We start from the raw sequence: 26,269 nt of genomic DNA on the forward strand, positions 1-26,269 counted from the left end.
ATGTACGGTTTTAAAGAGAGTTGTAAAAGAACTATTAAAGTTTGCTTTTTTATTTTAACAAAGATTTTATACACAATATTGATTTGGCTACTTCTTTAGCGTTTTTTTATGTTGTATTTTTGCAGGATAAACGCTTATTATGGAGATTAAATTCTTTAAAAAATCAATTCCTACGCTTATTTTTTTGGTAGTCTTTTCGGCAATTGCCATTCCTGTTTTTTATCATTTATTAAAGGTTGATAAAAAGCTAAAAGTATACAGTCCTGCAGATGTAAATCCGCGTTTGGTAGATTTTTCTATGAAACACATTACAAAAGACCACACCATTGCAGATTTTAAGTTAACCAACCAAAATGGAGACGTTATTACCAACAATAATTATAAAGATAAAATTTATGTAGCCGATTTCTTTTTTACACGTTGCCAAACCATTTGCATTGCCATGGCTTACAACATGAGTCAGTTGCAAGATTATTATAAAGACGATCATGATATTATGTTTCTTTCTCACTCAGTTACACCCGTTATAGACAGTGTTTCTGTATTAAAAGAATATGCTAATAGAAAAGGCGTTATAGATGGTAAATGGAATGTTACAACAGGCTCTAAAGCCCATATTTACGAGCTAGCTAGAAAAAGCTATTTTGCCGTTTTAGACGAAGGTGATGGAGGAGAAAACGATTTTATACATACAGAACAATTTGTGCTGGTAGACAAAGACAGACGCATTCGCGGATATTATGATGGCACAGAAAAAACCGATATGGAAAAGTTAAAACAAGACATCGTTTTGTTAAAAGAAGAATATGCTTCCAAATAACTTGTTTAGAATCATTCTAAATGGTTATCTTTGTCATCCCAAATAAAAAATATTGAGCACAATTGCATCTTTACGTATTGGAGAAATGGGATACATCTCTGAAGAATCTTTAGATTTAATTCCTTTAAAACTATTAGAAATGGGCTGTTTACCGGGTGCAGAAGTACAATTGGTACAAATAGCGCCTTTAAAAGATCTCTTATATATTTGTGTAAATGGCAGTCATTTAGCCATTAGAAAAGAAACTGCAGTACAAATACAAATCTTAAAAGCAAACCTATAAATGTCTAAAAACAATATAAAAGTTGCTTTAATTGGAAACCCAAATACGGGTAAAACATCTTTGTTTAACCAACTTACTGGTTTAAACCAAAAAGTAGGTAATTATCCTGGTGTTACTGTAGATAAAAAAGAAGGAAAAAGCAAGCTGTCTGCAACTCAAAACGCAATTATTACAGATTTACCGGGTACTTATAGCATTAATCCAACGTCTTTAGACGAAAGTATTGTTTTAAAAACCTTACTTAAAAAAGACATTAAAGAATCTCCAGATGTAATTTTAGTGGTTGCAGATGTAGAAAATTTAAAAAGAAATTTACTACTTTTTTCACAAATAAAAGATTTAGAAATCCCTACTGTTTTGGCTATTAACATGGTAGATCAAATGCATAAAAAAGGTATTTCTATAGACCTAACAGCCTTAAAAGAAGAGCTAAATACAGAAGTTGTTTTAATAAGTGCCAGAAAAAACCAAGGCATAGATAAAGTAAAAGAAGCGATTATTAAATGTCATGTTGCTGCAAAAGCAACACCAATGTGCGATAATAACAAAATAGATCCAGAATATTTTGAAAAATTAAAAGCCATCAACCCAAATTTTTCTTTGTATGAATTATGGTTAATGGTTACTCAGAAAAATTTTCCAGAGGGCATTACAAAAGTTCAAAAAGAACAGTTACTTTCTTTTAATAAAGATGTATCTAAACTTAAGAAATACCAGCACAAAGAAACTATTTATAGGTATCAAGAAATTAATAAAATTTTAAAGAAAACCTACCTTGTAAATAAAAACGCAGCTACAGATGTAAGAAGTAGGTTAGATAAAATATTTACGCATAAAATATTTGGCTACATTATTTTTCTACTCGTTTTATTATTAATCTTTCAATCAATTTTTGATTGGTCTTCAGTTCCAATGGATTTTATAGATGGTGCTTTTGCGAACTTATCTGACTTTGCAAAAAGCAATTTGCCAGCAGGTGTTTTTACAGATTTAATTGTAGAAGGTATTATACCGGGCATTGGTGGTGTACTTATTTTTATTCCACAAATTGCAATTTTATTTATGTTTATTGCCATTTTAGAAGAAACTGGTTATATGAGTCGTGTTGTATTTTTAATGGATAAAATTATGCGACGTTTTGGTATGAATGGTAAAAGTATCATTCCCTTAATATCAGGTACAGCTTGTGCAATACCAGCAATTATGGCAACAAGAACTATTTCTAGTTGGAAAGAAAGGTTAATTACCATTTTAGTAGTTCCTTTTACCACATGTTCTGCAAGATTGCCAGTGTATGCCATTTTAATAGCATTAATTATACCCAATAAAAAGATATTAGGTTTTTATAACTTACAAGCATTTACACTACTAATGTTATATGCTTTAGGCTTTTTATCTGCAATTTTAGCAGCCTACATATTGCAGAAAACATTAAAAATAAAAAGTAGTTCTTTCTTTGTGGTAGAAATGCCCAATTATAAAATTCCATCTTTTAAAAATGTATTTTTAGAAGTGATAGAAAAAACAAAAGCTTTTGTTTTTGAAGCAGGTAAAATAATTTTAGCCTTGTCTATCATACTATGGTTTTTAGCTTCTAACGGACCAGAATCTTTTAAAAATGCAGAAAAAAATACGATTGAAAATATAGAAAATAAACAATTGAATAAGGCTGATTTACAACAAAAAATAGCCTCTGCAAAATTAGAGAATTCTTATATTGGTATTATGGGTAAAACCATAGAACCAGCCATAAAACCTTTAGGTTACGATTGGAAAATAGGAATTGCATTAATTACCTCTTTTGCAGCCAGAGAGGTGTTTGTTGGTACACTAGCCACCATTTATAGTGTAGCATCAGATGATGAAGATACATCTACCATAAAACAAAAAATGCGTTCTGAAATTAACCCAGAAACAGGTAAAAAACGTTTTAATTTTCCTGTGGGGATGTCTTTATTGGTTTTTTATGCCTTTGCAATGCAATGTATGGCAACATTAGCTATTGTAAAACGTGAAACTAAAACTTGGAAATGGCCACTAATACAACTGTTTGGTATGGCTTTATTGGCATACATTTCCTCTTTAATAACTTATCAAATATTAAGCTAATGCAACAGGTACTTGTTTACATATTGGTTTTTTTAGCCATCTTTTTTCTAGTGAAAAAATTCGGACCTTCATCAAAGAAAAAAAGTAGTTGTAATTCAGATTGTGCTTGTCACTAAAAGTTAACACAAAATTAGTAGCATCTTTTTGTAATGATTCATATTTTTGATACACTAAGAAAATACGTACTTAAAACATATTTAAAAATGAAAAATATAATATTATTTGTTGCAGTAATTGCAACCACATTGTGTAATGTAGATCTTGTAGCACAATCTTTTAAGTCATTAGATGTTAGCCCTATGGATGCTGCTTTTTTTCCAAATAGTTGGAGAGAGTCAAACAAAATTGTAAAGGTGGTTTATAGTCGCCCACAATTAAAAGGTAGAGATTTAGCTATGTTAGCGCCAGTAGATAAAGTTTGGAGAACTGGAGCAAACGAAGCAACAGAAATTACTTTTTTTGAAGATGTAATTTTTGGAGGTAAAAATCTAAGAGCAGGTTCATATTCTTTATTTACAATTCCTTCTGCAGAAGGAAATTGGACTGTAATTATAAACAAAGCAAGAAATGTATGGGGATCTTACACTTATAAAGAAGAACAAGATGTTTTAAGGGTTGCTGGTAAAGTTTCTGAATCTGAAAAAAATATAGAAGCTTTTTCTATGATGTTTGATAAGAACATGACCTTACATATGGGTTGGGGTAAAATTATTGTTTCTGTGCCTATTAAAAAAACATCAGAAACAGAAAAGTACTAATATCACTTTTCTGCCTTTAACTATCAAAGTAAATAAACACAAAAAAAGGTGAACAAATTTTTTATTTATTTGGCAGTATTTAGCGCTGTAACTTTAACAAGTTGTAGTAGCGCAAACGAAGATGTATCTTTAGAACTCTCTATACAAGAAAAAGTAACTATTTTAGAAAATGGTAAATGGCTTTTAAAAGGTTTTGAAATTTCAGTTATGCATACTTTTAAAAATGGTGAGCAATTTACCTTTTATGGCACAGACAATGTGTTTTCTGATACTCCAATACCAGGTACCCAAGAGTATACAATTTCTGGAGATTTGCTAGTAGTAGATTATAATTTTGGCAATATAGCCAACTATGAATTAAAGCTATCTTGTAATAATAATATTATAGATTTTTATAAAGATGGCGAGTTAAATAGAACATTATACAAAAAAGATTCTAATTACAAAGAGTGTTTGTAAAAGCACATAAATATTAAATTACAACAGGCTTTCAATTCATTTTGAAAGCCTGTTGTAATTTAAAAGAAATCTGTTTTTTGCTTACAAAGAATAAACGTAAATTTGCCCTTTAAATTAAGAGGTAACAGATGCAATACAATCATCAAGAAATAGAAAAAAAGTGGCAAAATTTTTGGGCAAAAAACCAAACGTTTAAAGCTTTAAATAAAAGTAATAAACCTAAATATTATGTGTTAGATATGTTTCCTTATCCAAGTGGAGCTGGTTTACATGTTGGGCATCCTTTAGGTTACATTGCTAGCGATATTTATGCGCGTTACAAACGTCATAAAGGTTTTAATGTGTTGCATCCACAAGGCTATGATTCTTTTGGTTTACCAGCAGAACAATATGCCATACAAACAGGCCAACATCCTGCAAAAACAACCGAAGAAAATATAAAAACCTACAGAAAACAATTAGATAAAATAGGTTTTTCTTTTGATTGGAGCAGAGAAGTTCGTACTTCAAATCCTGCTTATTATAAATGGACTCAGTCGATTTTTATTCAACTATTTAACTCTTGGTACAATAAAGATACAGACAAAGCAGAAGACATTTCAACCTTAGTTTCAATTTTTGAAAAAGAAGGAAACATAAATATAAATGCAGTTTGCGATGAAGATATTATTTCTTTTTCTTCTAAAGATTGGGCTGATTTTTCATCAACAAAAAAACAAGAAATTTTATTACAATATCGTTTAACATTTTTGTCAGATACAGAAGTAAACTGGTGTCCTGCATTAGGAACTGTTTTGGCAAATGACGAAATTGTAAACGGAGTTTCAGAACGTGGAGGACATCCTGTTATTAGAAAAAAAATGACACAGTGGTCTATGCGAATTTCTGCCTACGCACAACGTTTGTTAGATGGTTTACAAACTATAGATTGGCCACAACCGTTAAAAGATTCTCAAACCAATTGGATTGGTCGTTCTCAAGGGGCCATGGTTTCTTTCCAGGTGGATGAACCAACAACCAACAACCAAGAACCAAAAATTATAGAAGTATTCACAACACGTCCAGACACCATTTACGGAGTAAGTTTTATGACTTTAGCGCCAGAACACGAATTGGTATCAAAAATTACAACTGAAGCACAAAAAGCAGAAGTTGAAGCATATGTAGAAGCAACAGCAAAACGTTCTGAACGCGATAGAATGGCAGATGTGAAAACCATTTCTGGTGCATTTACCGGTGCGTATGCAATACACCCTTTCTCTGGCGAAAAAGTACAAATTTGGATTGGAGATTATGTGTTAGCAGGTTATGGTACAGGAGCAGTGATGGCAGTTCCTTGTGGAGACCAGCGTGATTATGATTTTGCCAAACATTTTAACATTCCAATTCCTAATATTTTTGAAGGAGTTGATATTTCTGAGGCTGCACATGCAGATAAAGAAGGCACTGTAATTGTAAATTCTGATTTCTTATCAGGATTAAAGTACAAGAAAGCCCTAAAATTAGCCATCTACGAACTAGAAAAACGTGGTTTAGGTTACGGTAAAATAAATTACAGATTGCGTGATGCTGTTTTTAGCAGACAACGTTATTGGGGAGAGCCATTTCCTGTGTATTACAAAGATGGAATGCCTCAAATGATTGATGCAAAACACTTACCAATTGTATTGCCAGAAGTAGAAAAATATTTACCAACCGAAGATGGAAAACCACCTTTAGGAAATGCAGAAGTTTGGGCTTGGAATACAGCTACAGATACAGTTGTTTCTAATGATTTAATAGATAATCAAACGGTGTTTCCATTAGAATTAAACACAATGCCTGGTTGGGCAGGAAGCTCTTGGTATTTTAACAGATATATGGATGCTGATAATACCAACCAATTTGCAAGCAAAGAAGCTTTAGATTATTGGCAAAATGTAGATTTATACATTGGTGGTTCAGAACACGCAACAGGACATTTATTATACGCACGCTTTTGGCAAAAGTTTTTGTTTGATAAAAATATGGTTCCTGTAGATGAGTTTGCAAAAAAACTAATTAACCAAGGAATGATTTTGGGAACAAGTGCTTTTGTCTACAAAACTTCAGTATTTGTAAAAAATGGTTGCGCCATAGATAAGTCTAATGAGGATGTTATTGAACACATACCAACACTTTTTGTTTCTAAAAATTTATTTAATTCTGATGATGAATTTGAAACAGTAGTTAAAAATTATTTATTAGATAAAAAGCTTTTAGACCCTAATTTTGCAGATTTGGTGATGATAACCAAAACACCCATTCATGCTGATGTTTCTTTAGTAAATGCCTCAGATGAATTAGATGTAGAGGCTTTTAAAAATCACCCTTTAAATGCAGATTATAAAAATGCTACATTTATTTTAGAAGATGGTGTTTATAAAGTGGGTAGAGAGGTAGAAAAAATGTCTAAATCTAAATACAATGTGGTAAATCCAGATGCTATTTGCGAAGAATATGGAGCAGATAGTTTACGTTTGTTCGAAATGTTTTTAGGGCCTTTAGAACAAGCAAAACCTTGGAAAACTTCTGGTATTTCTGGTGTGCATTCTTTCTTAAAAAAACTGTGGAAACTTTATTTTAAAGAAGAAGAGTTTGCAGTTTCTAATGATGAACCAACCAAAGAAGAACTTAAAACATTACATAAAACCATCAAAAAAGTAGAAGAAGATATAGAAAATTTCTCTTTTAATACCTCTGTTTCTACCTTTATGATTGCTGTAAACGAGTTGTCTGCTTTAAAATGTAACAAACGTACCATTTTAGAACCTCTTGCGGTTTTGGTTTCTCCTTATGCGCCTCATATTGCAGAAGAATTATGGAGCCAATTAGGGCACAAAGAAAGTATTGCAACTGTTACTTTTCCAAAGTTTGAAGAAAAATACTTGGTAGAAAGCACCAAAGTATATCCTATTTCATTTAATGGAAAAATGCGTTTTACTCTAGAATTATCCTTAGAATTATCTAAAGATGATATAGAAAAAACAGTTATGGAGCATGAAAAAACACAAGCACAATTACAAGGTAGAATACCTAAAAAAGTAATTATTGTACCTGGTAAAATTGTAAACATAGTAGGTTAAATACTTGCTGTTTTTAAGAAAGTATTCAAGTATTTTTATAACCCATTTGGTAGTGTTTATTATTACCCTTACATATTGATAAAGAAAAAATACAATCAATGTTTTTGAAATTTTAGGCATGTTAGCAGCAATTATTACAACTGGTTCTTTTTTACCTCAAGTGTATAAAACTTGGAAAACAAAAAATACCAAAGGACTGTCTTTAACAATGTATGTTTCTTTTTTTATTGGAGTTTCATTATGGTTCGTATATGGTTTTTACTTAAATAGTTTACCAATGATTTTAGCAAATATTGTAACCGCAATATCAACTTTAATCTTAATTAGGCTCAAACTCAAATATAAATAAAGAATAAATCTTAAATAAAAATCAAAAGCCATTATACAATTTGTAATGGCTTTTTTATTTGGTATCTTGTGGTTTTAAAATCACATTAATTTGATAAGGTTTAAAAATATTTCTCTTAGAATTAGAATCTTTTTATCAATGATTCTTTTAGTGCTGTTAGCATCTGTTTTAATATTGGTAGTCACTGTATATCAATATGATGAGCAAACAAAAGATTATAACATACAACGTTTTGAGCGTAAAGAAGCTATTGCTAAAAAAATTATAGAATTAGAGCTTACTAACAAAACCTCATATCCTGTAAATACAGAAAATTTAGCGAAGATTTTTCAAGATAGAATTTACGAAATTTCATCTATTAACAAGCTAAATATTACCATTTATAACTTAGAAGGTAGACTTTTAAAAACCTCTGCAAGTAATGCTTTTGAGAAAATAGACAAAACACCTTTAACACCCAACACTGTTGAAGAATTAGCGCAAAACTCTAGCCACAGAATATTAAAAAATAGAGAAATAGATGACACCAGTTATCAAACATCTTACACATACATTCACGACCCAAAATTTAAAAGAATTGGTATTTTAGAATTGCAATTTACTCAAGACAATTCAGAGATAGAACAAGAGTTAGAAGAGTTTATTTATAGGTTAAGTTTGGTGTATTTGTTAATGTTTATCATTGCTATTTCATTTGCTTATTTTTTATCTAGTTACATTACACGTTCTATAAAAACTATTTCAGACAAAATGCAGCAAACTCGCTTAAATGAGCGTAATGAAAAAATTATTTTAAATAAAGCAAGTTCAGAAATAGAAGTTTTGGTAGCTGCCTACAATAATATGATAGATCAGTTAGAGGAAAGTGCTGTAAAATTGGCCAGAAGTGAGCGTGAGCAAGCTTGGAGAGAAATGGCAAAACAAGTAGCGCACGAAATTAAAAATCCGCTAACACCTATGCGTTTATCTGTGCAAAGTTTCGAGAGAAAATTTGATCCTTTAGATGAAAATATTAGAGAAAAATTAGCAGAATATAGCCAAACCTTAATACAGCAAATAGATGTAATGAGCTCTATTGCCTCTGCTTTTTCTGATTTTGCAAAAATGCCTACACAAAACAAAGAAGAAATAGAAGTAATTAGCGTTTTAAAATTTGCTTTAGATATTTTTAACCAAAAGTCGATTATTTATCAACCTAAAGAAAAAGAACTTTTTGCTTATTTAGATAAAACACAATTAATAAGAATTGTAACTAATTTGGTAAAAAATGCATTACAAGCTACAGAAAAAGAAGAAAATCCAAAAATAGATGTAATAGTTATATCCGAAAATAATAATATAAAAATTGTAGTTTCAGATAATGGCAAAGGCATACCAAAAGAGGTTAAAGATTTAATTTTTGAACCTAAATTTACCACCAAAACAAGTGGAATGGGATTAGGTTTAGGTATGATTAGAAATATAATTGAAGCTTATAAAGGGAGCATTTCGTTTACATCTAAAGAAGGAGAAGGAACTGCTTTTACAGTAATTTTACCCAAAAAATAACATAGAATTTTCTAATAACATTTTAAATACATAAAAATGAAGTTTAAAAACATTTTAGTAGATATACAAGATACAATTGCCAAAATAACAATTAACAGACCTAAAAAGTTAAACGCTCTTAATAAAGATACAATTCAAGAGTTACACATTGCTTTTAAAGAAATACAATCTTATACAGATATAAAAACGGTTATTTTAATAGGTAGTGGAGAAAAAGCATTTGTAGCGGGAGCAGATATTTCTGAATTTGCACATTTTTCTGGAAAAGAGGGGGCAAATTTAGCTAGAGAAGGTCAAGAAAAATTATTCGATTTTATAGAGAATTTATCTACACCTGTAATTGCAGCTGTAAATGGTTTTGCGTTAGGTGGTGGTTTAGAGTTGGCAATGGCTTGTCATTTTAGAATTGCCTCAGACAATGCAAAAATGGGATTGCCAGAAGTGTCTTTAGGAGTCATACCAGGTTATGGTGGTACACAACGTTTACCTCAATTAGTAGGCAAAGGTAAAGCTATGGAAATGATTCTTACCGCTGGCATGATTTCTGCAGATGAAGCTAAAGATGCTGGTTTGGTAAATTATGTAACCACTTTAGAAGGTTTATTGCCTTTGGCAGAAAAATTAGCAGGTAAAATTGCAAGAAATTCCTCAGTAGCAATTTCTGAAGCTATTGAAGCTGTAAATGCAAATTATAAAGAGGGTGTTAATGGTTACCATGTAGAAATAGAAAACTTTGGTAATTGTTTTGAAACCGAAGACTTTAAAGAAGGTACAACTGCCTTTTTAGAAAAAAGAAAACCTAATTTTTCTGGAGAATAGCTATTAATGAAACAAATAAAAAGCGAGCCCTCTGGCTCGCTTTTAACATCAAAACATAGCAGTATTTTGATGCAACAATTAACTATATGATTAAAAATTAAAATTTTGTACGTAATTTCTGTCGTTGGTATTAATTACAACAGTATAATTACCTCTTTCTTCTTTAGATAATTTGTAAACCCTATTTAAAACGTTGCTATTATCCTTAACAGTTTCAGAGTAAATTACTTCACCATTAAAATAAAGAGCTACTTTTAAAGGTTCTTTATTAAAATCTATTTTAGATATTAAAACCTTATTTTTTTCTGTTCTAATAACAGGTTTAAAAACCCTTTTTTCTCCGTTAAAAGATACTTTGCCTTCTAAAACAGAAAAGTTTTTAATTACAATTTCAAAGTCTTTCTCTAGCTCTGCAGTATAATCTCCTTTTAATAAATTAGACAAATTAAATATTTTAGAGTAATTACCAGAATTTTCTATTTCCTGACTAAATATAATTACATCATAACTATCTCTTATTGTTAATTTGTTTCCTTTTTTAACTGCGTTAAATTCAACTTTAACTTTTTTCCCCTCTACTACGTAAGTAGTATTCTTTTTGTCATTTGCGTAGTTTATTAATGTTCCCAACATCATAACTACTACTAAGCATTTTTTTAAATTTTTCATTTTTTTCATTTAATGATTATTAACACTACAAAAGTATGGCAGATGCTAGATGATGAAAACATCATAATTGGCGAATATATATGCTAAATTATCACATTAAATAATGTTAATTCTATGTTAAGTTAAAATAGCATATATTTTTGATAAAATTATATATTTTATGTGGTTTTAGATTCGTAATTTTGCATCTATATAATAAGTATAATATGAAGACTAAACCTACACTAGAAAAAATTACCCCTAGTTTTGGTAGTTCTATGTTGGTAAAAAAACATGAACAATTTTTAAAAAGAACAAATGCCTTTTGGCACTTTCATCCAGAAATAGAAATTGTTTATGTTAATAAAGGAAAAGGAAAAAGACATATTGGAAATCACATAAGTTATTTTAATAATAGTCAGCTAGTATTAATAGGTTCTAATTTACCGCATTTAGGGTTTGTAGATCGTTTAACAACCAATGGTTCTGAAACGTTAATACAGTTTAAACCAGATTTTTTAGGGAAAGAATTTTTTAAAATACCAGAGATGACTGCTATAGATCAGCTTTTTGAACGTGCAAAAAAAGGAATTCGTTTTAATATAGAAATTAAAAAAAGAATTGGTGCAAAAATTGAAAAGTTGATAGATTTAGAAGGTGCCAATAGAATAATATCTTTTTTAGAAATTTTAAAAGAGTTAGCAAACACAGACGATTACACCATTTTAAATGCAGACGGTTTTGCTTTTGAAACCATACCAAAAGATAACGAAAAAATAGATCTTGTTTTTAAACACATTAATGAGAACTTTAAGAGGCATATATCATTAGAAGAAGTAGCTGACTTAGTAAGCATGACTGTACCTGCTTTTTGTAGGTTTTTTAAAAAAACAACCAACAAAACATTTACAAAATTAGTTAACGAGTATAGAGTTGTACACGCTACTAAACTATTATCTGAAAGCCAAACTAGTATTACAGATATTTGTTACGAGTGTGGTTTTAATAATTTTTCTCACTTTAACAAACTGTTTAAAGAATTTACTGGTAAGCCTGCTTCTAAGTACAGAAGAGAAATGTCTAATTTTATACAATAATATATTTAAGATGAATACAAAAATAGACAAAGCATTAGAATACTATAATTTTAAAAGTAAAGAGATTTTAAATTATATAAATAAAAACAACAATTTAACTATAGATGATATTTTAGAAAAAAGTAATGAATTATCTATTTTGGAATATAAAATTACAGCTTTAGAGGTTGCAAAAGAAAATTAGTTAAACATAAAAAGGGCTTTACATTAATTTTTTAAGCCTTTTTTTATTCCCTATAATTATTATTTAAAGACAGTTATAGGTTTTATTATTTAATACCATTCAACTCATTATAAAATTGTTCTAAATATTTTTCCATAAATAAATGTCTATCTGTAGCAATTTGTTTGCCAGTTTCAGTATTCATTTTATCTTTTAACAACAAAAGTTTTTCATAAAAATGATTGATAGTTGGTGCTGTAGAATTTTTATATTCCTCTTTTGTCATCGTAAGATTAGGTATAATTTCTGGGTTATACAATGGCCTATTTTTAAAGCCTCCATAATTAAAACAACGTGCAATACCAATTGCACCAATGGCATCTAACCTGTCTGCATCTTGTACAACTTCAAACTCTTTTGTTTTAAAATTTTGCAAGTTTTTATCAAAAGAATTTTTAAAAGACATGTATTTAATAATGTTTATTACATGTTTGCTAATTTTTTTAGGTACATTTTCGTCAATTAAAAATTGTGTAGCTTTTTTAGGACCAATTTTTTCATCTCCATTATTAAATTTTGGGTCTGCAATATCATGTAAAAGTGCTGCCAAAGAAACCACAAAAACATCTACTTTTTCAGCTTTAGCAATTAGAATAGTATTTTTAAATACGCGTTCTATATGAAACCAATCATGCCCACCTTCTGCATTTTGAAGCTCTTTTTTTACAAAAGAAATACAGTTTGTAATCACTTTTTCTTTATTCACTTTTTAGAATATTTTTTTAAAGCTCTTTTTTATTATGAGCAGATAAAGACTTTTTTTAAATTTTATAAAAATAAAAAATCCACTCTTAAAAGAATGGATTTTATAATTTATTTACATTGTTTTTTAACAATATTCATCGTAAGCTTGCGCTAAATTTTGTGCAATCATTTGTGCAGAACGTCCTTCTATATGATGTCTTTCTAACATATGCACTAAATTACCATCTTTAAACAAGGCAATTGCTGGAGAACTTGGTGGAAAAGGAATCATAAATTCACGTGCTTTTTGTGTAGATTCTTTTTCTACACCTGCAAAAACAGTTGTTAAGTTTGTAGGTGTTTTTTCTGCTCCTAAAGATGCAATAGCTCCAGGTCTAGCAGTACCAGCTGCACAACCACAAACCGAGTTTACCATTACTAAAGTTGTTCCTTCTTTTGCCAATGCTTTTTCAACATCTTCGCTTGTATATAATGCTTCAAAACCTGCGTTAATTAACTCATCACGCATTGGTTTTACTAATTCTTCTGGATACATAATTATTTATTTTAAAATGCAAAGATACATATTTGTTTTGCAAAACTCAACCCATTTTAAAGAGGTAGTTCTAATAGAAATATCAATAAAATTGATACTTTTTTATCACTTATAAGTAAATCGTACTTACAAAGTTTATGACTATAAACCCGGTTTCTTTGAAACTTTGTAAATTTGTCACTTGTTAAAAAATAAAAATGGGAAATTTTACAAGGTGGTTAGGCGCCGGTTTAGGGTTTACTTTAGGAGGTCCAATAGGTGCAGCCATTGGTTTTGCAATAGGTAGTTTTGTAGATGGGTTTTCAGAAAAAGACCTACTTTTAGAGCAAGACAATTATCAACAACAAACAAGCACCAGAAAACAAGTAAACACACAATCTGGCGATTTTGAAATGAGTTTATTGGTCTTGGCATCAATAGTTATAAAATCTGACGGAAATATAGATAAACGCGAATTAGATTTTGTACGAACACAGTTTTTAAGCATGTATGGTAAAGAAAGAGCCAACAATGCATTTAAATTATTTAAAGGGATTGTAAAAAAACAAATTTCTGCAAGACAAGTATGTATTCAAATCAGAGAACACACGTCTCATGCATCTCGTTTGCAACTTTTGCATTTCTTGTTTGGTATTGCAAAAGCAGACCAATTTGTAAGCGAAGTAGAAGTTGAAGAAATAAGAAAAATTGCAGGTTATTTATACATCAATCAGCGCGATTTTGAATCTATAAAAGCCATGTTTTATGATGCTTCTGGCAATGCTTACAAAATTCTAGAAATTACAAAATCTGTCTCTAACAACGAGGTAAAATCAGCCTACAGAAAAATGGTAAAAAAATACCATCCAGATAAACTACAAGATTTAGGAGAAGAACATTTAAAAGGCGCTAAAGAAAAATTTCAAAGCATACAAGATGCTTATGAACAAATAAAGCAAGAAAGAGATCTTTAGGTTAAAGAGTTTGTAAAGATTTAATTTTTCTTACAATATTTTACTTCTTTAATAAGAATTTATTTAAGAGCCATTGTAAAGCCTCTTTTTTTTAGGTTCATAAGTAGCTATTTTCAATAAATTGATTAATTTCGCAATCTGATCAGAAAAGAGAAAAGATGAGCGCGAAATTTACTGAATATAAAGGACTTGACTTACCAAAAGTAGCAGAAGAAATACGAAACTACTGGGAAGAAAATAACATTTTCGAAAAAAGTGTTAGCTCAAGAGAAGGCAAAGAACCTTATGTTTTTTTTGAAGGACCACCTTCTGCAAATGGTTTACCAGGTGTACACCATGTTTTAGCACGTGCAATAAAAGATATTTTTCCTAGATACAAAACCATGAAAGGATACCAAGTAAAGCGTAAAGCTGGTTGGGATACCCATGGTTTACCAATAGAACTAGGTGTAGAAAAAGAACTAGGCATCACCAAAGAAGATATTGGTAAAAAAATCTCTGTAGAAGATTACAATGCAGCTTGTAGAAAAGCAGTAATGCGTTACACAGATATTTGGAACGATTTAACCCAAAAAATGGGTTATTGGGTAGATATGGATGATCCATACATTACTTATGAACCCAAATACATGGAATCTGTTTGGTGGTTATTAAAACAGATCTATACAAAAAACTTAATATATAAAGGCTATACAATTCAGCCATATTCACCAAAAGCAGGTACAGGGTTAAGCTCTCATGAGTTAAATCAACCTGGTACCTACCAAGATGTAACAGATACAACAGTAGTTGCACAGTTTAAAGCAATTCATAAGAGTTTGCCAGATTTTTTAAAAAATGAAGAAACTATATATTTCCTTGCTTGGACAACCACACCTTGGACTTTGCCAAGTAATACAGCCTTAACTGTTGGTCCAAAAATAGAATATGTTTTAGTAGATACGTTTAATCAATATACATTTGAACCTACAAAAGTAGTATTGGCTAAAAATTTAGTAAGTAAACAATTTGGAGGTAAAAATAATGTTCAAGTTGATAATGCTGAAGCATTAAAAGAATACACTGCAGGTGATAAAAAAATACCCTTTTACCTAGTAAAAGAATTTGTGGGTAAAGATTTAGTAGGGATACAATACGAACAAATATTAGACTATGTTTTACCAAACGACAATCCACAAAATGCCTTTAGAGTAATTGCTGGCGATTTTGTAACTACAGAAGATGGTACAGGTATTGTACACACAGCACCAACTTTTGGTGCAGACGATGCGTTGGTTTGTAAACAAGCAACACCAGAAATACCACCTTTATTGGTAAAAGATGAAAATGATAATTTGGTGCCTTTAGTAGATTTACAAGGTAAATTTAGACCAGAAATGGGCGAGTTTTCCGGTAAATACGTAAAGAATGAATACTATGCAGAAGGTGAAGCACCAGAAAAATCGGTAGATGTAGAATTAGCCATCAAACTAAAAACCGAAAACAAAGCTTTTAAAGTAGAAAAATACAAGCATAGTTATCCAAATTGTTGGAGAACAGACAAACCTATTTTATACTATCCATTAGATTCGTGGTTTATTAAAGTAACAGATGTAAAAGATAGAATGCACAGCTTAAACAAAACCATAAATTGGAAACCAGAATCTACAGGAACTGGTCGTTTTGGTAACTGGTTAGCAAATGCAAACGACTGGAATTTATCACGTTCTCGTTATTGGGGTATTCCATTACCGATTTGGCGAACAGAAGATGGTAAAGAAGAAATCTGTATTGGTTCTATAAAAGAACTAAAAGAAGAAATGTTACGTGCCGTAGAAGCAGGAATAATGAGAGAAGACATTTTTGCAAGCTTTGAGGTGGGTAACAACTCAGATGAAAACTATGCAAAAATAGATTTACATAAAAATATTGTTGATGAAATTGTGCTAGTTTCAGCATCAGGAAAACCAATGAAACGCGAGAGCGATTTAATAGATGTTTGGTTCGATTCTGGTTCTATGCCCTATGCACAATGGCATTATCCATTTGAAAATAAGAACAAAGTTGATGGTAACGAATCGTTTCCTGCAGATTTTATTGCAGAAGGAGTAGACCAAACACGTGGTTGGTTTTATACTTTACACGCAATTGCAACAATGGTTTTTGATTCTGTTGCCTATAAAAATGTAGTTTCTAACGGATTGGTTTTAGATAAAAACGGACATAAAATGTCTAAACGTTTGGGCAATGCTGTAGATCCGTTTACAACCTTATCTACCTATGGGGCAGATGCCACAAGATGGTATATGATTTCTAATGCAAACCCTTGGGACAATTTAAAATTCGATTTAGAAGGGATAGAAGAAGTAAAACGTAAGTTTTTTGGAACTTTATACAACACATACTCGTTTTTCTCTCTATATACAAATATTGATGGTTTTGCTTACAAAGAAGCAGACATTGCTTTACATGAAAGACCAGAATTAGACAGATGGATTTTATCTGAACTACATACTTTAATAGAAAAAGTAGATACATTTTACGCAGATTACGAACCAACAAGAGCTGCAAGAGCTATATCAGACTTTACACAAGAGTATTTAAGTAACTGGTATGTACGTTTAAGTAGAAGACGTTTTTGGAAAGGAACGTATGAAACAGACAAAATATCTGCCTATCAAACCTTGTACACTTGTATGCTAACCATTGCAAAATTAGCATCGCCAATTGCGCCATTTTTTACAGATAGATTGTATCAAGATTTAAATTCTGTAACACAAAAAGAAACCTCAGAAAGTATTCATTTAGCAGATTTCCCTGTTTTTGATAAAAACTTTGTAGATAAAAGTTTAGAGCGTAAAATGGAAAATGCACAAATAATTTCTTCATTGGTATTATCATTAAGAGCCAAAGAAAAAATAAAAGTACGTCAGCCACTGCAAAAAATAATGATTCCTGTTGATAACATTCAACAAAAAGAAGAAATACTAGCAGTTGCCAACTTAATTAAGCACGAGGTTAATATTAAACAAATCCAGTTAATGGAAGATGCTTCAGACATCTTAATAAAGCAAATAAAACCAAATTTTAAAGCCTTAGGTCCTAAATTTGGAAAAGATATGCGTTTTATTGCAGCAGAGGTACAAAAGTTTACACAAGAAGATATTAACAAAATAGAGAAAGATAAAAACATTTCTATAATAGTTAACGGAAAAAATATTACTTTAGAATTGTCAGATGTAGAAATATCATCTAAAGATATAGAAGGTTGGTTAGTTGCAAATGAAGGCGCATTAACAGTGGCTTTAGACGTTACCATTACAGAAGAATTGCGTAAAGAAGGTATTGCTAGAGAATTGATTAATAGAATTCAGAATGCAAGAAAAGATACAGGTTTAGAAGTTACAGATAAAATTAAATTATTGGTTGTAAAAGACCCCAATTTAGAAAACGCGATAGCTGCAAACAAAAACTATATCATGAGCGAAACACTTACCAATAATTTGGCATTTGTAGACACGCTAGAAAATGGAACAGATATTGAGTTTGACAATATAAAAAGTAAAATATTAATAGAAAAAATCTAAGACTATGTCAGGAGAAGATAAATTAAAATATTCAGACGAAGATTTACAAGAATTTAAAGCAATTATAGATAAAAAAATTGCAAGAGCGCAAGAAGATTTGGCTTTGCTAGAAGCTTCTTACAAAAATGATGCTAATAATGGTACAGATGATACATCACCAACTTTTAAATCTTTTGATGAAGGTTCTGATGTTATGAACAAAGAAGCGAATGTACAATTAGCAATAAGACAAGAAAAGTTTATCAGAGACTTAAAAAACGCACTTTTACGTATAGAAAATAAAACCTATGGTATTTGCAGAGTTACTGGTAAATTAATTCAAAAAGAACGTTTAAAACTTGTACCACACGCAACTTTAAGTATAGAGGCTAAACGTAAGCAATAAATAATCAAATACTATACAAAGCTTCTTTTTTTAAGAAGCTTTTTTTATGAAAAATTTATTTACAATCATATTACTCTGTTTTTTTTCTGTGGGTTTTTCTCAAAAAAAAGTCCTAAAAAAATTTGAAACAGAAGCCTCAGAAATAACTATTTATACCACTGGTTTAGATAATATAGTTTTAAAAAACTCTAACACCAATTTTGTAGAGGTATATCTGTATGCCCAAAATTACGATGAACAAGTAATTAAAATAGACAACAAAGAACAACTTGTAAATATAAAGTTCGATTTTGAAGGTGCAGAAACTAGAGAAGTAATTTTTAGAAAGTTTATCACCAAAAGATTGCAAAGGGCTACAGCTATTATAAAAATACCTAGCAATAAAAAAACAATTATTTTTGGAGAAAATGTAGATATAGAGTCTAAAAGCTATAAAAATAACTTAGCCATTTATATAGAAAATGGTATTGTAAAATTAGGAACCGTAAGGGAGAAAACGCTCTTAAAATTATACTCTGGGAATGTATATGCAAAAACACAAAAAAATAGCTTAGACCTTGTTTCTAAAAACGGAAAAATTAAAATTGATAATACTTCTTATAATAGTAAGCATAAAAATAGAGCGTTAGGTGTAGAGGCTAAACTCACAATTATTTCTCAAAAAGCAAATATTTATCTAACTACACAATAATATTGTTATTTTTGTGTCCATAAAAACTTACAAAATGTCAAAAAAGACACTTGCCATATTTACGGTATTAATTGCTATAATTTTAGATCAAGTAATTAAAATTTACGTAAAAACTAATTTTTCTTTAAACGAAAGTGTAACGGTTTTTAGTTGGTTTCAAATTCATTTTACAGAAAATAACGGAATGGCAATGGGTATTGAGTTTGGTGGTAAAGCAGGAAAACTTTTTTTAACGTTATTTAGAATTGTTGCAGTTGCAGGTATTGTTTATTGGCTAGTAGGTACTATTAAAAGAAAGGTACCTAGTGCAGTTGTAGTAGGAATTGCTTTAATTTTAGCAGGTGCCGTAGGTAATATTATAGATTCTGTTTTTTACGGTGTTATTTTTGACGATTCTTACCACAAAGTAGCAACCTTGTTTGCAGACCAACCTTATGGAACGCTGTTTCATGGTAAAGTGGTAGATATGTTTTATTTTCCAATTTGGCAAGGTGTTTTACCAGAATGGATTCCTTTTAAGGGTGGAGAACAATATACTTTTTTTCAATATATTTTTAACCCAGCAGACGCCTATATAACTATCGGTGTAGCCTTGCTTTTTATTTTTAGCAAACAAGCTTTTCCAAAGGAAGAAAAAAAAGAAATTGCATAAACTTTTTAGGACCATTAAAGAAGTTTTTAAAGATTCACTTTCTAAAAAAATAAATATCCATAAGATATCAGAAACTGAGATAAAAATTTATCCAGATGTAAAATATTTTGATGTGCACTAAATCAGTTTAATAAGCTTTCTAAATTTTTTTAATTCGCTACTATTTTCGCTTTTGAGGTTGTAAATAATTCTAATTCCAATTTTTTAACAGATTTTGAATTGCAATTAGATTAATTTATCAATCAAAAATAAGTACTTTTGGGTATGACACCATCTTTAGAAATCCAAATACAAACCTTACCCAATACACCTGGTGTTTACCAATATTTTGATAAAAATGATGTAATTATTTATGTTGGAAAAGCCAAAAATTTAAAAAAACGTGTTTCGTCTTATTTTACTAAAAAACACGATAGTGGCAAAACCAGAGTTTTAGTAAAAAACATAGCCAACATAAAACACATTGTAGTTAACACAGAAACAGATGCGCTTTTATTAGAAAATAATTTGATAAAAAAGTACAAGCCACGTTACAATGTGTTGTTAAAAGATGATAAAACATACCCTTGGTTGTGTATAAAAAACGAACGTTTTCCAAGAGTTTTTTTAACTCGTAGGGTTATTAAAGATGGCTCTGAATATTTTGGGCCTTATACTTCTGTAAGAACTGTAAGAACTTTATTAGACTTAATTAAAGAACTCTATCCGTTAAGAACTTGTAAGTACGATTTAAGTGCGCAAAAAATTAACGAAGGCAAATATAAAATTTGTTTAGAGCATCATTTAGGCAATTGTAATGGTCCTTGTGAAGGATTAGAAACAGAGGCACATTACAATAACTCTATCAAAGAAATAAAAAACATTATTAAAGGTAATTTTAAAGAAAGTTTAGACCGTTTTAAAAAAATGATGTTTGCGTTTTCTGAAAACATGGAGTTTGAAAAAGCACAGAAAATTAAAGAAAAACTCGACAGACTAAACAATTATCAAGCAAAAAGTACCATTGTAAATCCGTCTATAAATAATGTAGATGTGTTTTCTATTATTTCTGATGAAACCCATGGTTATGCCAACTTTTTAAAAATTTCTAATGGAAGCATCATTCAGTCTCATACTACAGAAATTAAGAAAAAATTAGACGAAACCGATCAAGAATTATTAGCCTTATTTATTGTTGAAATTAGACAACGATTCAACTCACAATCGCCAGAAATTTATGTGCCTTTTAAAGTAAATTTGGGTGATGATGTAAAAGTAACCATCCCAAAATTGGGCGATAAAAAACGAATTGTAGAACTATCTGAAAGAAATGCAAAATATTACAGACAAGAACAATTTAAACAAATAAAAATTGTAGATCCAGACAGACATGTAAAACGCATTATGGCACAGATGAAAAAAGATTTGCGTTTGTCTGCAGAGCCAAGGCATATAGAGTGTTTTGATAACTCGAACATACAAGGTACCAACCCAGTAGCTGCTTGTGTGGTTTTTAAAGATGCCAAACCCAGTAAAAAAGATTACAGACATTTTAATATAAAAACTGTAGTGGGACCAGATGATTTTGGTTCTATGGAAGAGGTAGTGTACAGGCGTTACAAACGTTTATTGGCAGAAGATCAACCTTTGCCACAATTAATTATTGTAGATGGTGGTAAAGGCCAATTATCATCTGGTTTAAAAGCCCTAGAGAGATTGGGTTTACGTGGTAAAATTGCCATTATTGGTATTGCGAAAAGATTAGAAGAAATTTATTATCCTGGAGATCCTGTTCCTTTGTATTTAGATAAAAAATCTGAAACTTTAAAAATAACCCAATATTTACGAAACGAAGCCCATAGATTTGGTATTACTTTTCATAGAAATAAACGCAGTAAATCTGCCATTCAAAGTGAGTTAGAACAAATACCAGATATTGGTAAACAGACGATTACAACTTTATTGCGTAAATTTAAATCGGCAAAAAGAGTAAAAGAAGCCAGTCTAAAAGACTTAAAAGAAGCAATTGGGCATTCTAGAGCTGTAAAATTGTATCAGTTTTATCATCCCGACAAAAAATAAACTGCTATGAAAAAATTAATATTATTACTGCTAACCATACCCATAGTTCTTTTTTCTCAACAAAAACAACCAAAAGTAGGTTTGGTGTTAAGTGGTGGTGGTGCAAAAGGTTTTGCGCATATTGGTGTATTAAAAGAGATAGACAAAGCGGGTATACATTTAGATTATATAGGAGGCACAAGTATGGGTGCTGTTATTGGTGGTTTATATGCTGCGGGTTATTCTGCAAAGCAAATAGAAGAAATTATTTTAAAAACAGATTTTTTAAAAGTTCTAAGAGATGTACTTCCTAGAAAATCCGCAACTTTTTTTGAAAAAGAATTTGGCGAAAATACTTTTGTTACCTTACCTGTAAATAAAGGTAAAATTGGTTTGCCTAGAGGTGTTTCTAAAGGACAAAATGTGTTAAATTTATTATTAGAATTATTCGATCCTTTAGATGGAAATCAAGATTTTACAAAGTTACCTACGCCATTTTTTTGTATTGCTACAGATGTAGAAGATGGTTCTTCCGTTATTTTAGAAAAGGGTACTTTACCCATGGCTTTAAGAGCAAGTGCTTCTTTTCCATCACTCTTAAACCCTGTGGAATATAAAGGTAAATTGTTGGTAGATGGTGGTGTTGCCAATAACTTTCCTGTAAGTATTATGAAAGACAAAGGCATAGACATCGTTATTGGTGCAGATGTAGAAGGGAGGTTGTTTGAAAAAGATAAAATTAACTCTGTTGTGGCACTCTTGAACCAAATTATGAGTTATCAAATGTATCAAAATACAGACCAAGAAATAAAAAAACTAGATGTTTATATTCACCCAGATATCTACAAATATTCTGTAGTAGATTTTGATAAAAAAAATGAAATTTTAGAAAAAGGAATTCTAGAAGCTAAAAAATACTCAAAAGTTTTTGAAGAAATTGCTGCAAAACAAACCGTAAAAATAGCAAGAAAACCGATAGAGATTAATACAAAAAAAATGCTTATTTCTTACATTGGTATAGAGGGCATAAAAAATTATACAAGAGCATATGTATTAGGTAAATTAAATATTATAGAAGGAGACAGCCTTTCTAAGCAAGACTTAACAAAAAAAATACATTTACTTTCTGCAACTAGAAACTACAATAAAATAGACTACAACTTAATAAAAAGAATAGATGGTAGTTATTTACTTAACTTTAAATTGAAAGAGTCTAACGAAACTGCCAACATAAAATTAGGCCTACATTACGATTATTTGTACAAGTCTAGTTTATTGGCAAACTACAATCATAAATGGTTGTTGGGTAAAAACGATTTGTTTTCTCTAAATTTAATTTTAGGTGATAATTTACGCTATGATTTAAACTATTTTGTAGATAATGGATTTTACTTTAGTTATGGCTTTAGGTCAAGCTACAATCATTTTAAATCTCAAGTACCTTTTAAAGAGGCTTCATCACCAGATATAAACAGTATAAGTTTACGATATTCTGATTTAACAAATCAATTTTTTGTGCAAACTACCTTTAACAGAAAATTTGCTGTAGGATTAAAAACCGAATTAAAAAGAATAAAAGCAGCAACAGATAATATTACAGATTTAGACGATAAAAATATATCAGACAATAGTAATTATTTTAACGTTTCAGGTTATTTAAAACTAGATACCTATGATAAAAGCTATTTTGTAACCAAAGGATTTTATGCAGACTTAGCGTTTAAATATTATTTATGGTCTTCAGATTTTAATAACGATTTCGAAATGTATCCGCAGGCAAAAGGTACCCTTGGTTTTGCAACTTCTTTTACAGACAATTTAACCTTACATACTACAAATGAAGCTGGTTTTTCTTTCAAACAAGTAGCTTCTTCTACTTTCGATTTTTTTCTAGGAGGAAACAATCAAAATTACATTAATAATTTTGTGTCTCTTTATGGTTATGAGTTTGCAGAATTGTCTGGTGCTTCTTTTCTAAAATCAGAATTTAATTTAAGATACCAGTTTTACCCAAAACATTATTTTTCTGTGATTGCCAATTATGCAAGGTTAGAAGACAATGTTTTTAAAGATATAGACTTGTTTAAAAACGTTAAATCTGGCTATGCAATTGGTTACAGTTACAATTCTTTTATTGGGCCTATAGAACTTAAATATGCATGGACACCAGACATTAATAAAAGCGTACTTTTATTTAATTTAGGATTTTGGTTCTAATAAAAAAACCAGTAAAATAATTTACTGGCTTTTATAAAGATATATACTAAAGTTTTATTGTTTTGTGGTTAAATGAAACTCTTCGTAAGTCTGTAATAAGTTCATTAAAGCACTCACTAAATCTTTAGTTTCTAATAATACACTAAAATACAAGGTTGTGTTTTTAGGACTTGTTTCATCGGTTCTAATTCTAGAAACTTGTTTTTCAATAGAAGTGGAAACATTTATTAAAAGTGTATTTTTTTCTATGATTAGTGCGTTCAAGTCGTCTAACTGTCTATTTTCAAATATTTTAGATTCTTTTTCTAGAAGTTCAGTAAGTTCTTCATCAATCGTTTTTAAGTCTTTTATTTGTCCTTTTTTTAAATTTTTATGGTTGTTGTTTACGTGCTTGTAACTTGCTCTAGAAATATAACTTATAGACTGTGCAGCATCTTGTAAATAACCCAATACCATAATATAAAACCTACTTGCTTGTACAGAGGTTTCGTCTAAAGATTTTATAAAATAGAACACACCATCTTTTAAATCATCAATTTCATCATTTAACTTTTTAACGTGTTTTTCTGTTTTGCGTAGTTTATTTAAATCGTGATTTGCTAGATCGTTAACAACGTGCGTATACAATTTACTTACACGATAAATTACTTGAGAGATATGGTCTGCACTTTCTTCTATAACACCATTTATAGTAATTAACTCGGCTCTTTCTAAATATGTTTTCTTTTTAACTTCTTTTGATTTTTTTCTGTGTTTTAAAGTGTTTCTACCAATTAAAACTGCAACTAAAATTAATAATGCAGGTATAGCAGCAATATGCAAACTAATTAAATAAGCTATAATACCAGCAGCAGTAAAAGCAATAATAGCTGTTAAAAACCAGCCACCAATTACGTTTAACACACCAGCAACTCTATATACTGCACTTTCACGACCCCAAGCTCTATCTGCTAAAGAAGTACCCATAGCCACCATAAAAGTAACATAGGTTGTAGAAAGTGGTAGTTTCATAGAAGTTGCAATAGAAATTAAAACACTTGCCATTATTAAGTTTACAGAAGCTCTAACCAAATCAAAAGCGGGCATTTCATAAGTTTTGTCTTTTGGTAATTTTAAAACAGGTTTTTCAAACTTAGTATTTATATAATTCTGCGTTTTTTTTGGAATTAAAAAAGTAATTCCTTGATTTAAAAACATAGAAACTCTTACAACAACTCTAGAAATATTATTGGGTTGAAATTTTTCATGCCCTTCTCCTTGTCTAGAAAGATTAATACCAGTTTCTATGACAGATTTTGCTTTAGAAGATGTCCATAAAGTAACTACCATAATTGCACCTGCTAAAAGTAACAGCCAAATGTTAGAAGGTACTTTTTTAGCCAAACTACCCATAGAAAATAGCACTGGTTCAACTCCAGAAATACTCCAAGCTTCGTAAGAATTTAAAGCAGCAATAGGCACCCCAATAAAGTTAACCAAATCGTTACCAGCAAAAGCCATGGCTAAAGAAAACGTACCTACACCAATTATTAAAACTAAAATATTTACTTTTAAAAAACGGATAATTAGGTAGCACAAAGCGGTCCAAATTAAAAAGCTAATACCAATAATTTGTGCAGTATTGCCCTCTAAAAGGCTTGCTATATTTCCGTAAAAATCAGTTCCTTTTAAACCTTTAATAATAATAAAGTAAGTGATAGAGGTTATTGCAAAACCACCAAAAAGAGCGTTAATATAAGTAGCTCTATTTTCAAAATTAAAAGAATAAATTAATCTAGAAAAGTATTGTACAATAGCACCAACTGTAAAAGCAACTACTACAGAGAGTAGTATGCCTAAAATAATGTCTGTGGCAGTTTCGTAATTAATATAGTTCCATATAGCAGAAAGGCTTTCTGCATCGTTATTAGTAATTTTAATTAATGCAATTACAACTGCAGAACCTAACAATTCAAAAACAATAGAAACTGTGGTAGAGGTTGGCATTCCTAAAGAGTTAAAAATATCTAACAATAAAATATCAGTAATCATAACTGCCATAAAAATGAACATTACATCTTGAAACACAAACATACTTGGGTTAAAAATTCCTTTACGTGCAACTTCCATCATACCACTAGAAGTAACTGCGCCAAAAAACACGCCAACACTGGCAATAATCATGATGTTTTTTACAGAAATTGCTTTAGAACCAATGGCTGAGTTTAAAAAGTTAACAGCATCATTACTAACACCAACAACTAAATCTACAATGGCTAAAACAGCTAATGCAATTAGCATTAAAATATATGGATCTCCCATTTTTATT

22 protein-coding genes are annotated in these 26,269 nt (G+C 30.2%); 18 read left to right on the top strand and 4 right to left on the bottom strand.

The features are described 5' to 3' along the window. Positions 1–139: 139 nt before the first annotated feature. From Q0662_RS10335 to Q0662_RS10380, 9 genes are all read left to right on the top strand, one after another. Positions 140–820 carry an SCO family protein gene (locus tag Q0662_RS10335; protein WP_298949450.1) on the top strand — a complete coding sequence of 227 codons (681 nt, stop codon included), beginning with the start codon at positions 140–142 and terminating at the stop codon, positions 818–820. Between the two features lie 52 nt (positions 821–872). Then, positions 873–1,103, top strand: coding sequence for a FeoA family protein (locus Q0662_RS10340; protein ID WP_298949452.1), 231 nt, complete (start codon positions 873–875; stop codon positions 1,101–1,103). Further along, positions 1,104–3,212 carry a ferrous iron transport protein B gene (gene feoB, locus Q0662_RS10345; RefSeq protein ID WP_298949454.1) on the top strand — a complete coding sequence of 703 codons (2,109 nt, stop codon included), beginning with the start codon at positions 1,104–1,106 and terminating at the stop codon, positions 3,210–3,212. It abuts the gene before it with no gap. Positions 3,213–3,415: 203 nt separating this feature from the next. Further along, the gene (locus Q0662_RS10355) at positions 3,416–3,970 is read left to right on the top strand and encodes a DUF2911 domain-containing protein (RefSeq protein ID WP_298949457.1); all 555 of its coding nucleotides are present in this window, start codon (positions 3,416–3,418) and stop codon (positions 3,968–3,970) included. 69 nt (positions 3,971–4,039) lie between these two features. Further along, on the top strand, positions 4,040–4,429 hold the full coding sequence (locus tag Q0662_RS10360) for a hypothetical protein (RefSeq protein WP_298949458.1): 390 nt from the start codon (positions 4,040–4,042) through the stop codon (positions 4,427–4,429). 128 nt (positions 4,430–4,557) lie between these two features. After that, positions 4,558–7,533, top strand: a complete 2,976-nt coding sequence (locus tag Q0662_RS10365; protein WP_298949460.1) for a leucine--tRNA ligase — start codon at positions 4,558–4,560, stop codon at positions 7,531–7,533. Between the two features lie 94 nt (positions 7,534–7,627). Next, complete coding sequence (locus tag Q0662_RS10370; RefSeq protein ID WP_298949591.1) at positions 7,628–7,882, top strand: SemiSWEET family sugar transporter; 255 nt, start codon at positions 7,628–7,630, stop codon at positions 7,880–7,882. Positions 7,883–8,020: 138 nt separating this feature from the next. Further along, complete coding sequence (locus Q0662_RS10375; RefSeq protein WP_298949592.1) at positions 8,021–9,430, top strand: HAMP domain-containing sensor histidine kinase; 1,410 nt, start codon at positions 8,021–8,023, stop codon at positions 9,428–9,430. A gap of 36 nt (positions 9,431–9,466) precedes the next feature. Next, the gene (locus Q0662_RS10380; RefSeq protein WP_298949462.1) at positions 9,467–10,249 is read left to right on the top strand and encodes an enoyl-CoA hydratase-related protein; all 783 of its coding nucleotides are present in this window, start codon (positions 9,467–9,469) and stop codon (positions 10,247–10,249) included. A 90-nt stretch (positions 10,250–10,339) separates the two neighbouring features. Here Q0662_RS10380 and Q0662_RS10385 read toward each other — a convergent pair whose 3' ends face one another. After that, positions 10,340–10,918, bottom strand: coding sequence for a hypothetical protein (locus Q0662_RS10385; RefSeq protein ID WP_298949465.1), 579 nt, complete (start codon positions 10,916–10,918; stop codon positions 10,340–10,342). 206 nt (positions 10,919–11,124) lie between these two features. Here Q0662_RS10385 and Q0662_RS10390 point away from each other — a divergent pair, with 206 nt between their 5' ends. Together Q0662_RS10390 and Q0662_RS10395 are read left to right on the top strand one after the other, a co-directional pair. Then, a complete protein-coding gene (locus Q0662_RS10390; RefSeq protein WP_298949467.1) occupies positions 11,125–11,994 on the top strand; it encodes an AraC family transcriptional regulator in 870 nt (289 codons plus the stop codon). A gap of 10 nt (positions 11,995–12,004) precedes the next feature. Beyond that, positions 12,005–12,178, top strand: coding sequence for a hypothetical protein (locus Q0662_RS10395; RefSeq protein WP_298949469.1), 174 nt, complete (start codon positions 12,005–12,007; stop codon positions 12,176–12,178). Positions 12,179–12,263: 85 nt separating this feature from the next. On the opposite strand, the gene Q0662_RS10400 is transcribed toward Q0662_RS10395, so the two are convergent. Then, positions 12,264–12,923 (bottom strand): HD domain-containing protein, encoded by a 660-nt coding sequence (locus tag Q0662_RS10400; protein ID WP_298949471.1) that lies wholly within the window; start codon positions 12,921–12,923, stop codon positions 12,264–12,266. A gap of 123 nt (positions 12,924–13,046) precedes the next feature. Continuing rightward, positions 13,047–13,457 carry a BrxA/BrxB family bacilliredoxin gene (locus tag Q0662_RS10405; protein ID WP_298949472.1) on the bottom strand — a complete coding sequence of 137 codons (411 nt, stop codon included), beginning with the start codon at positions 13,455–13,457 and terminating at the stop codon, positions 13,047–13,049. A 197-nt stretch (positions 13,458–13,654) separates the two neighbouring features. On the opposite strand from Q0662_RS10405, the gene Q0662_RS10410 reads away from it, so the two are divergent. The 7 genes from Q0662_RS10410 to Q0662_RS10440 all read left to right on the top strand — a co-directional run bounded on the left by Q0662_RS10410 (position 13,655) and on the right by Q0662_RS10440 (position 23,961). Continuing rightward, positions 13,655–14,410, top strand: coding sequence for a TerB family tellurite resistance protein (locus Q0662_RS10410; protein ID WP_298949474.1), 756 nt, complete (start codon positions 13,655–13,657; stop codon positions 14,408–14,410). Positions 14,411–14,568: 158 nt separating this feature from the next. Continuing rightward, the gene (ileS, locus tag Q0662_RS10415) at positions 14,569–17,976 is read left to right on the top strand and encodes an isoleucine--tRNA ligase (RefSeq protein ID WP_298949476.1); all 3,408 of its coding nucleotides are present in this window, start codon (positions 14,569–14,571) and stop codon (positions 17,974–17,976) included. 4 nt (positions 17,977–17,980) lie between these two features. Next, on the top strand, positions 17,981–18,361 hold the full coding sequence (locus tag Q0662_RS10420; protein WP_298949478.1) for a TraR/DksA C4-type zinc finger protein: 381 nt from the start codon (positions 17,981–17,983) through the stop codon (positions 18,359–18,361). Between the two features lie 46 nt (positions 18,362–18,407). Next, the gene (locus Q0662_RS10425; RefSeq protein WP_298949480.1) at positions 18,408–19,052 is read left to right on the top strand and encodes a hypothetical protein; all 645 of its coding nucleotides are present in this window, start codon (positions 18,408–18,410) and stop codon (positions 19,050–19,052) included. Positions 19,053–19,086: 34 nt separating this feature from the next. Then, positions 19,087–19,704, top strand: a complete 618-nt coding sequence (locus Q0662_RS10430) for a lipoprotein signal peptidase (protein ID WP_298949481.1) — start codon at positions 19,087–19,089, stop codon at positions 19,702–19,704. A gap of 264 nt (positions 19,705–19,968) precedes the next feature. Further along, complete coding sequence (gene uvrC, locus Q0662_RS10435; protein WP_298949594.1) at positions 19,969–21,765, top strand: excinuclease ABC subunit UvrC; 1,797 nt, start codon at positions 19,969–19,971, stop codon at positions 21,763–21,765. A gap of 6 nt (positions 21,766–21,771) precedes the next feature. Further along, complete coding sequence (locus Q0662_RS10440) at positions 21,772–23,961, top strand: patatin-like phospholipase family protein (protein ID WP_298949482.1); 2,190 nt, start codon at positions 21,772–21,774, stop codon at positions 23,959–23,961. Positions 23,962–24,015: 54 nt separating this feature from the next. Here the strand turns inward: Q0662_RS10440 and Q0662_RS10445 are convergent, their stop codons facing one another. Continuing rightward, on the bottom strand, positions 24,016–26,262 hold the full coding sequence (locus tag Q0662_RS10445) for an inorganic phosphate transporter (protein ID WP_298949484.1): 2,247 nt from the start codon (positions 26,260–26,262) through the stop codon (positions 24,016–24,018). Between the last annotated feature and the right edge of the window lie 7 nt (positions 26,263–26,269).

Source organism: uncultured Polaribacter sp. (assembly GCF_947503855.1).
In the GTDB taxonomy this organism is placed as follows: Bacteria; Bacteroidota; Bacteroidia; order Flavobacteriales; family Flavobacteriaceae; genus Polaribacter.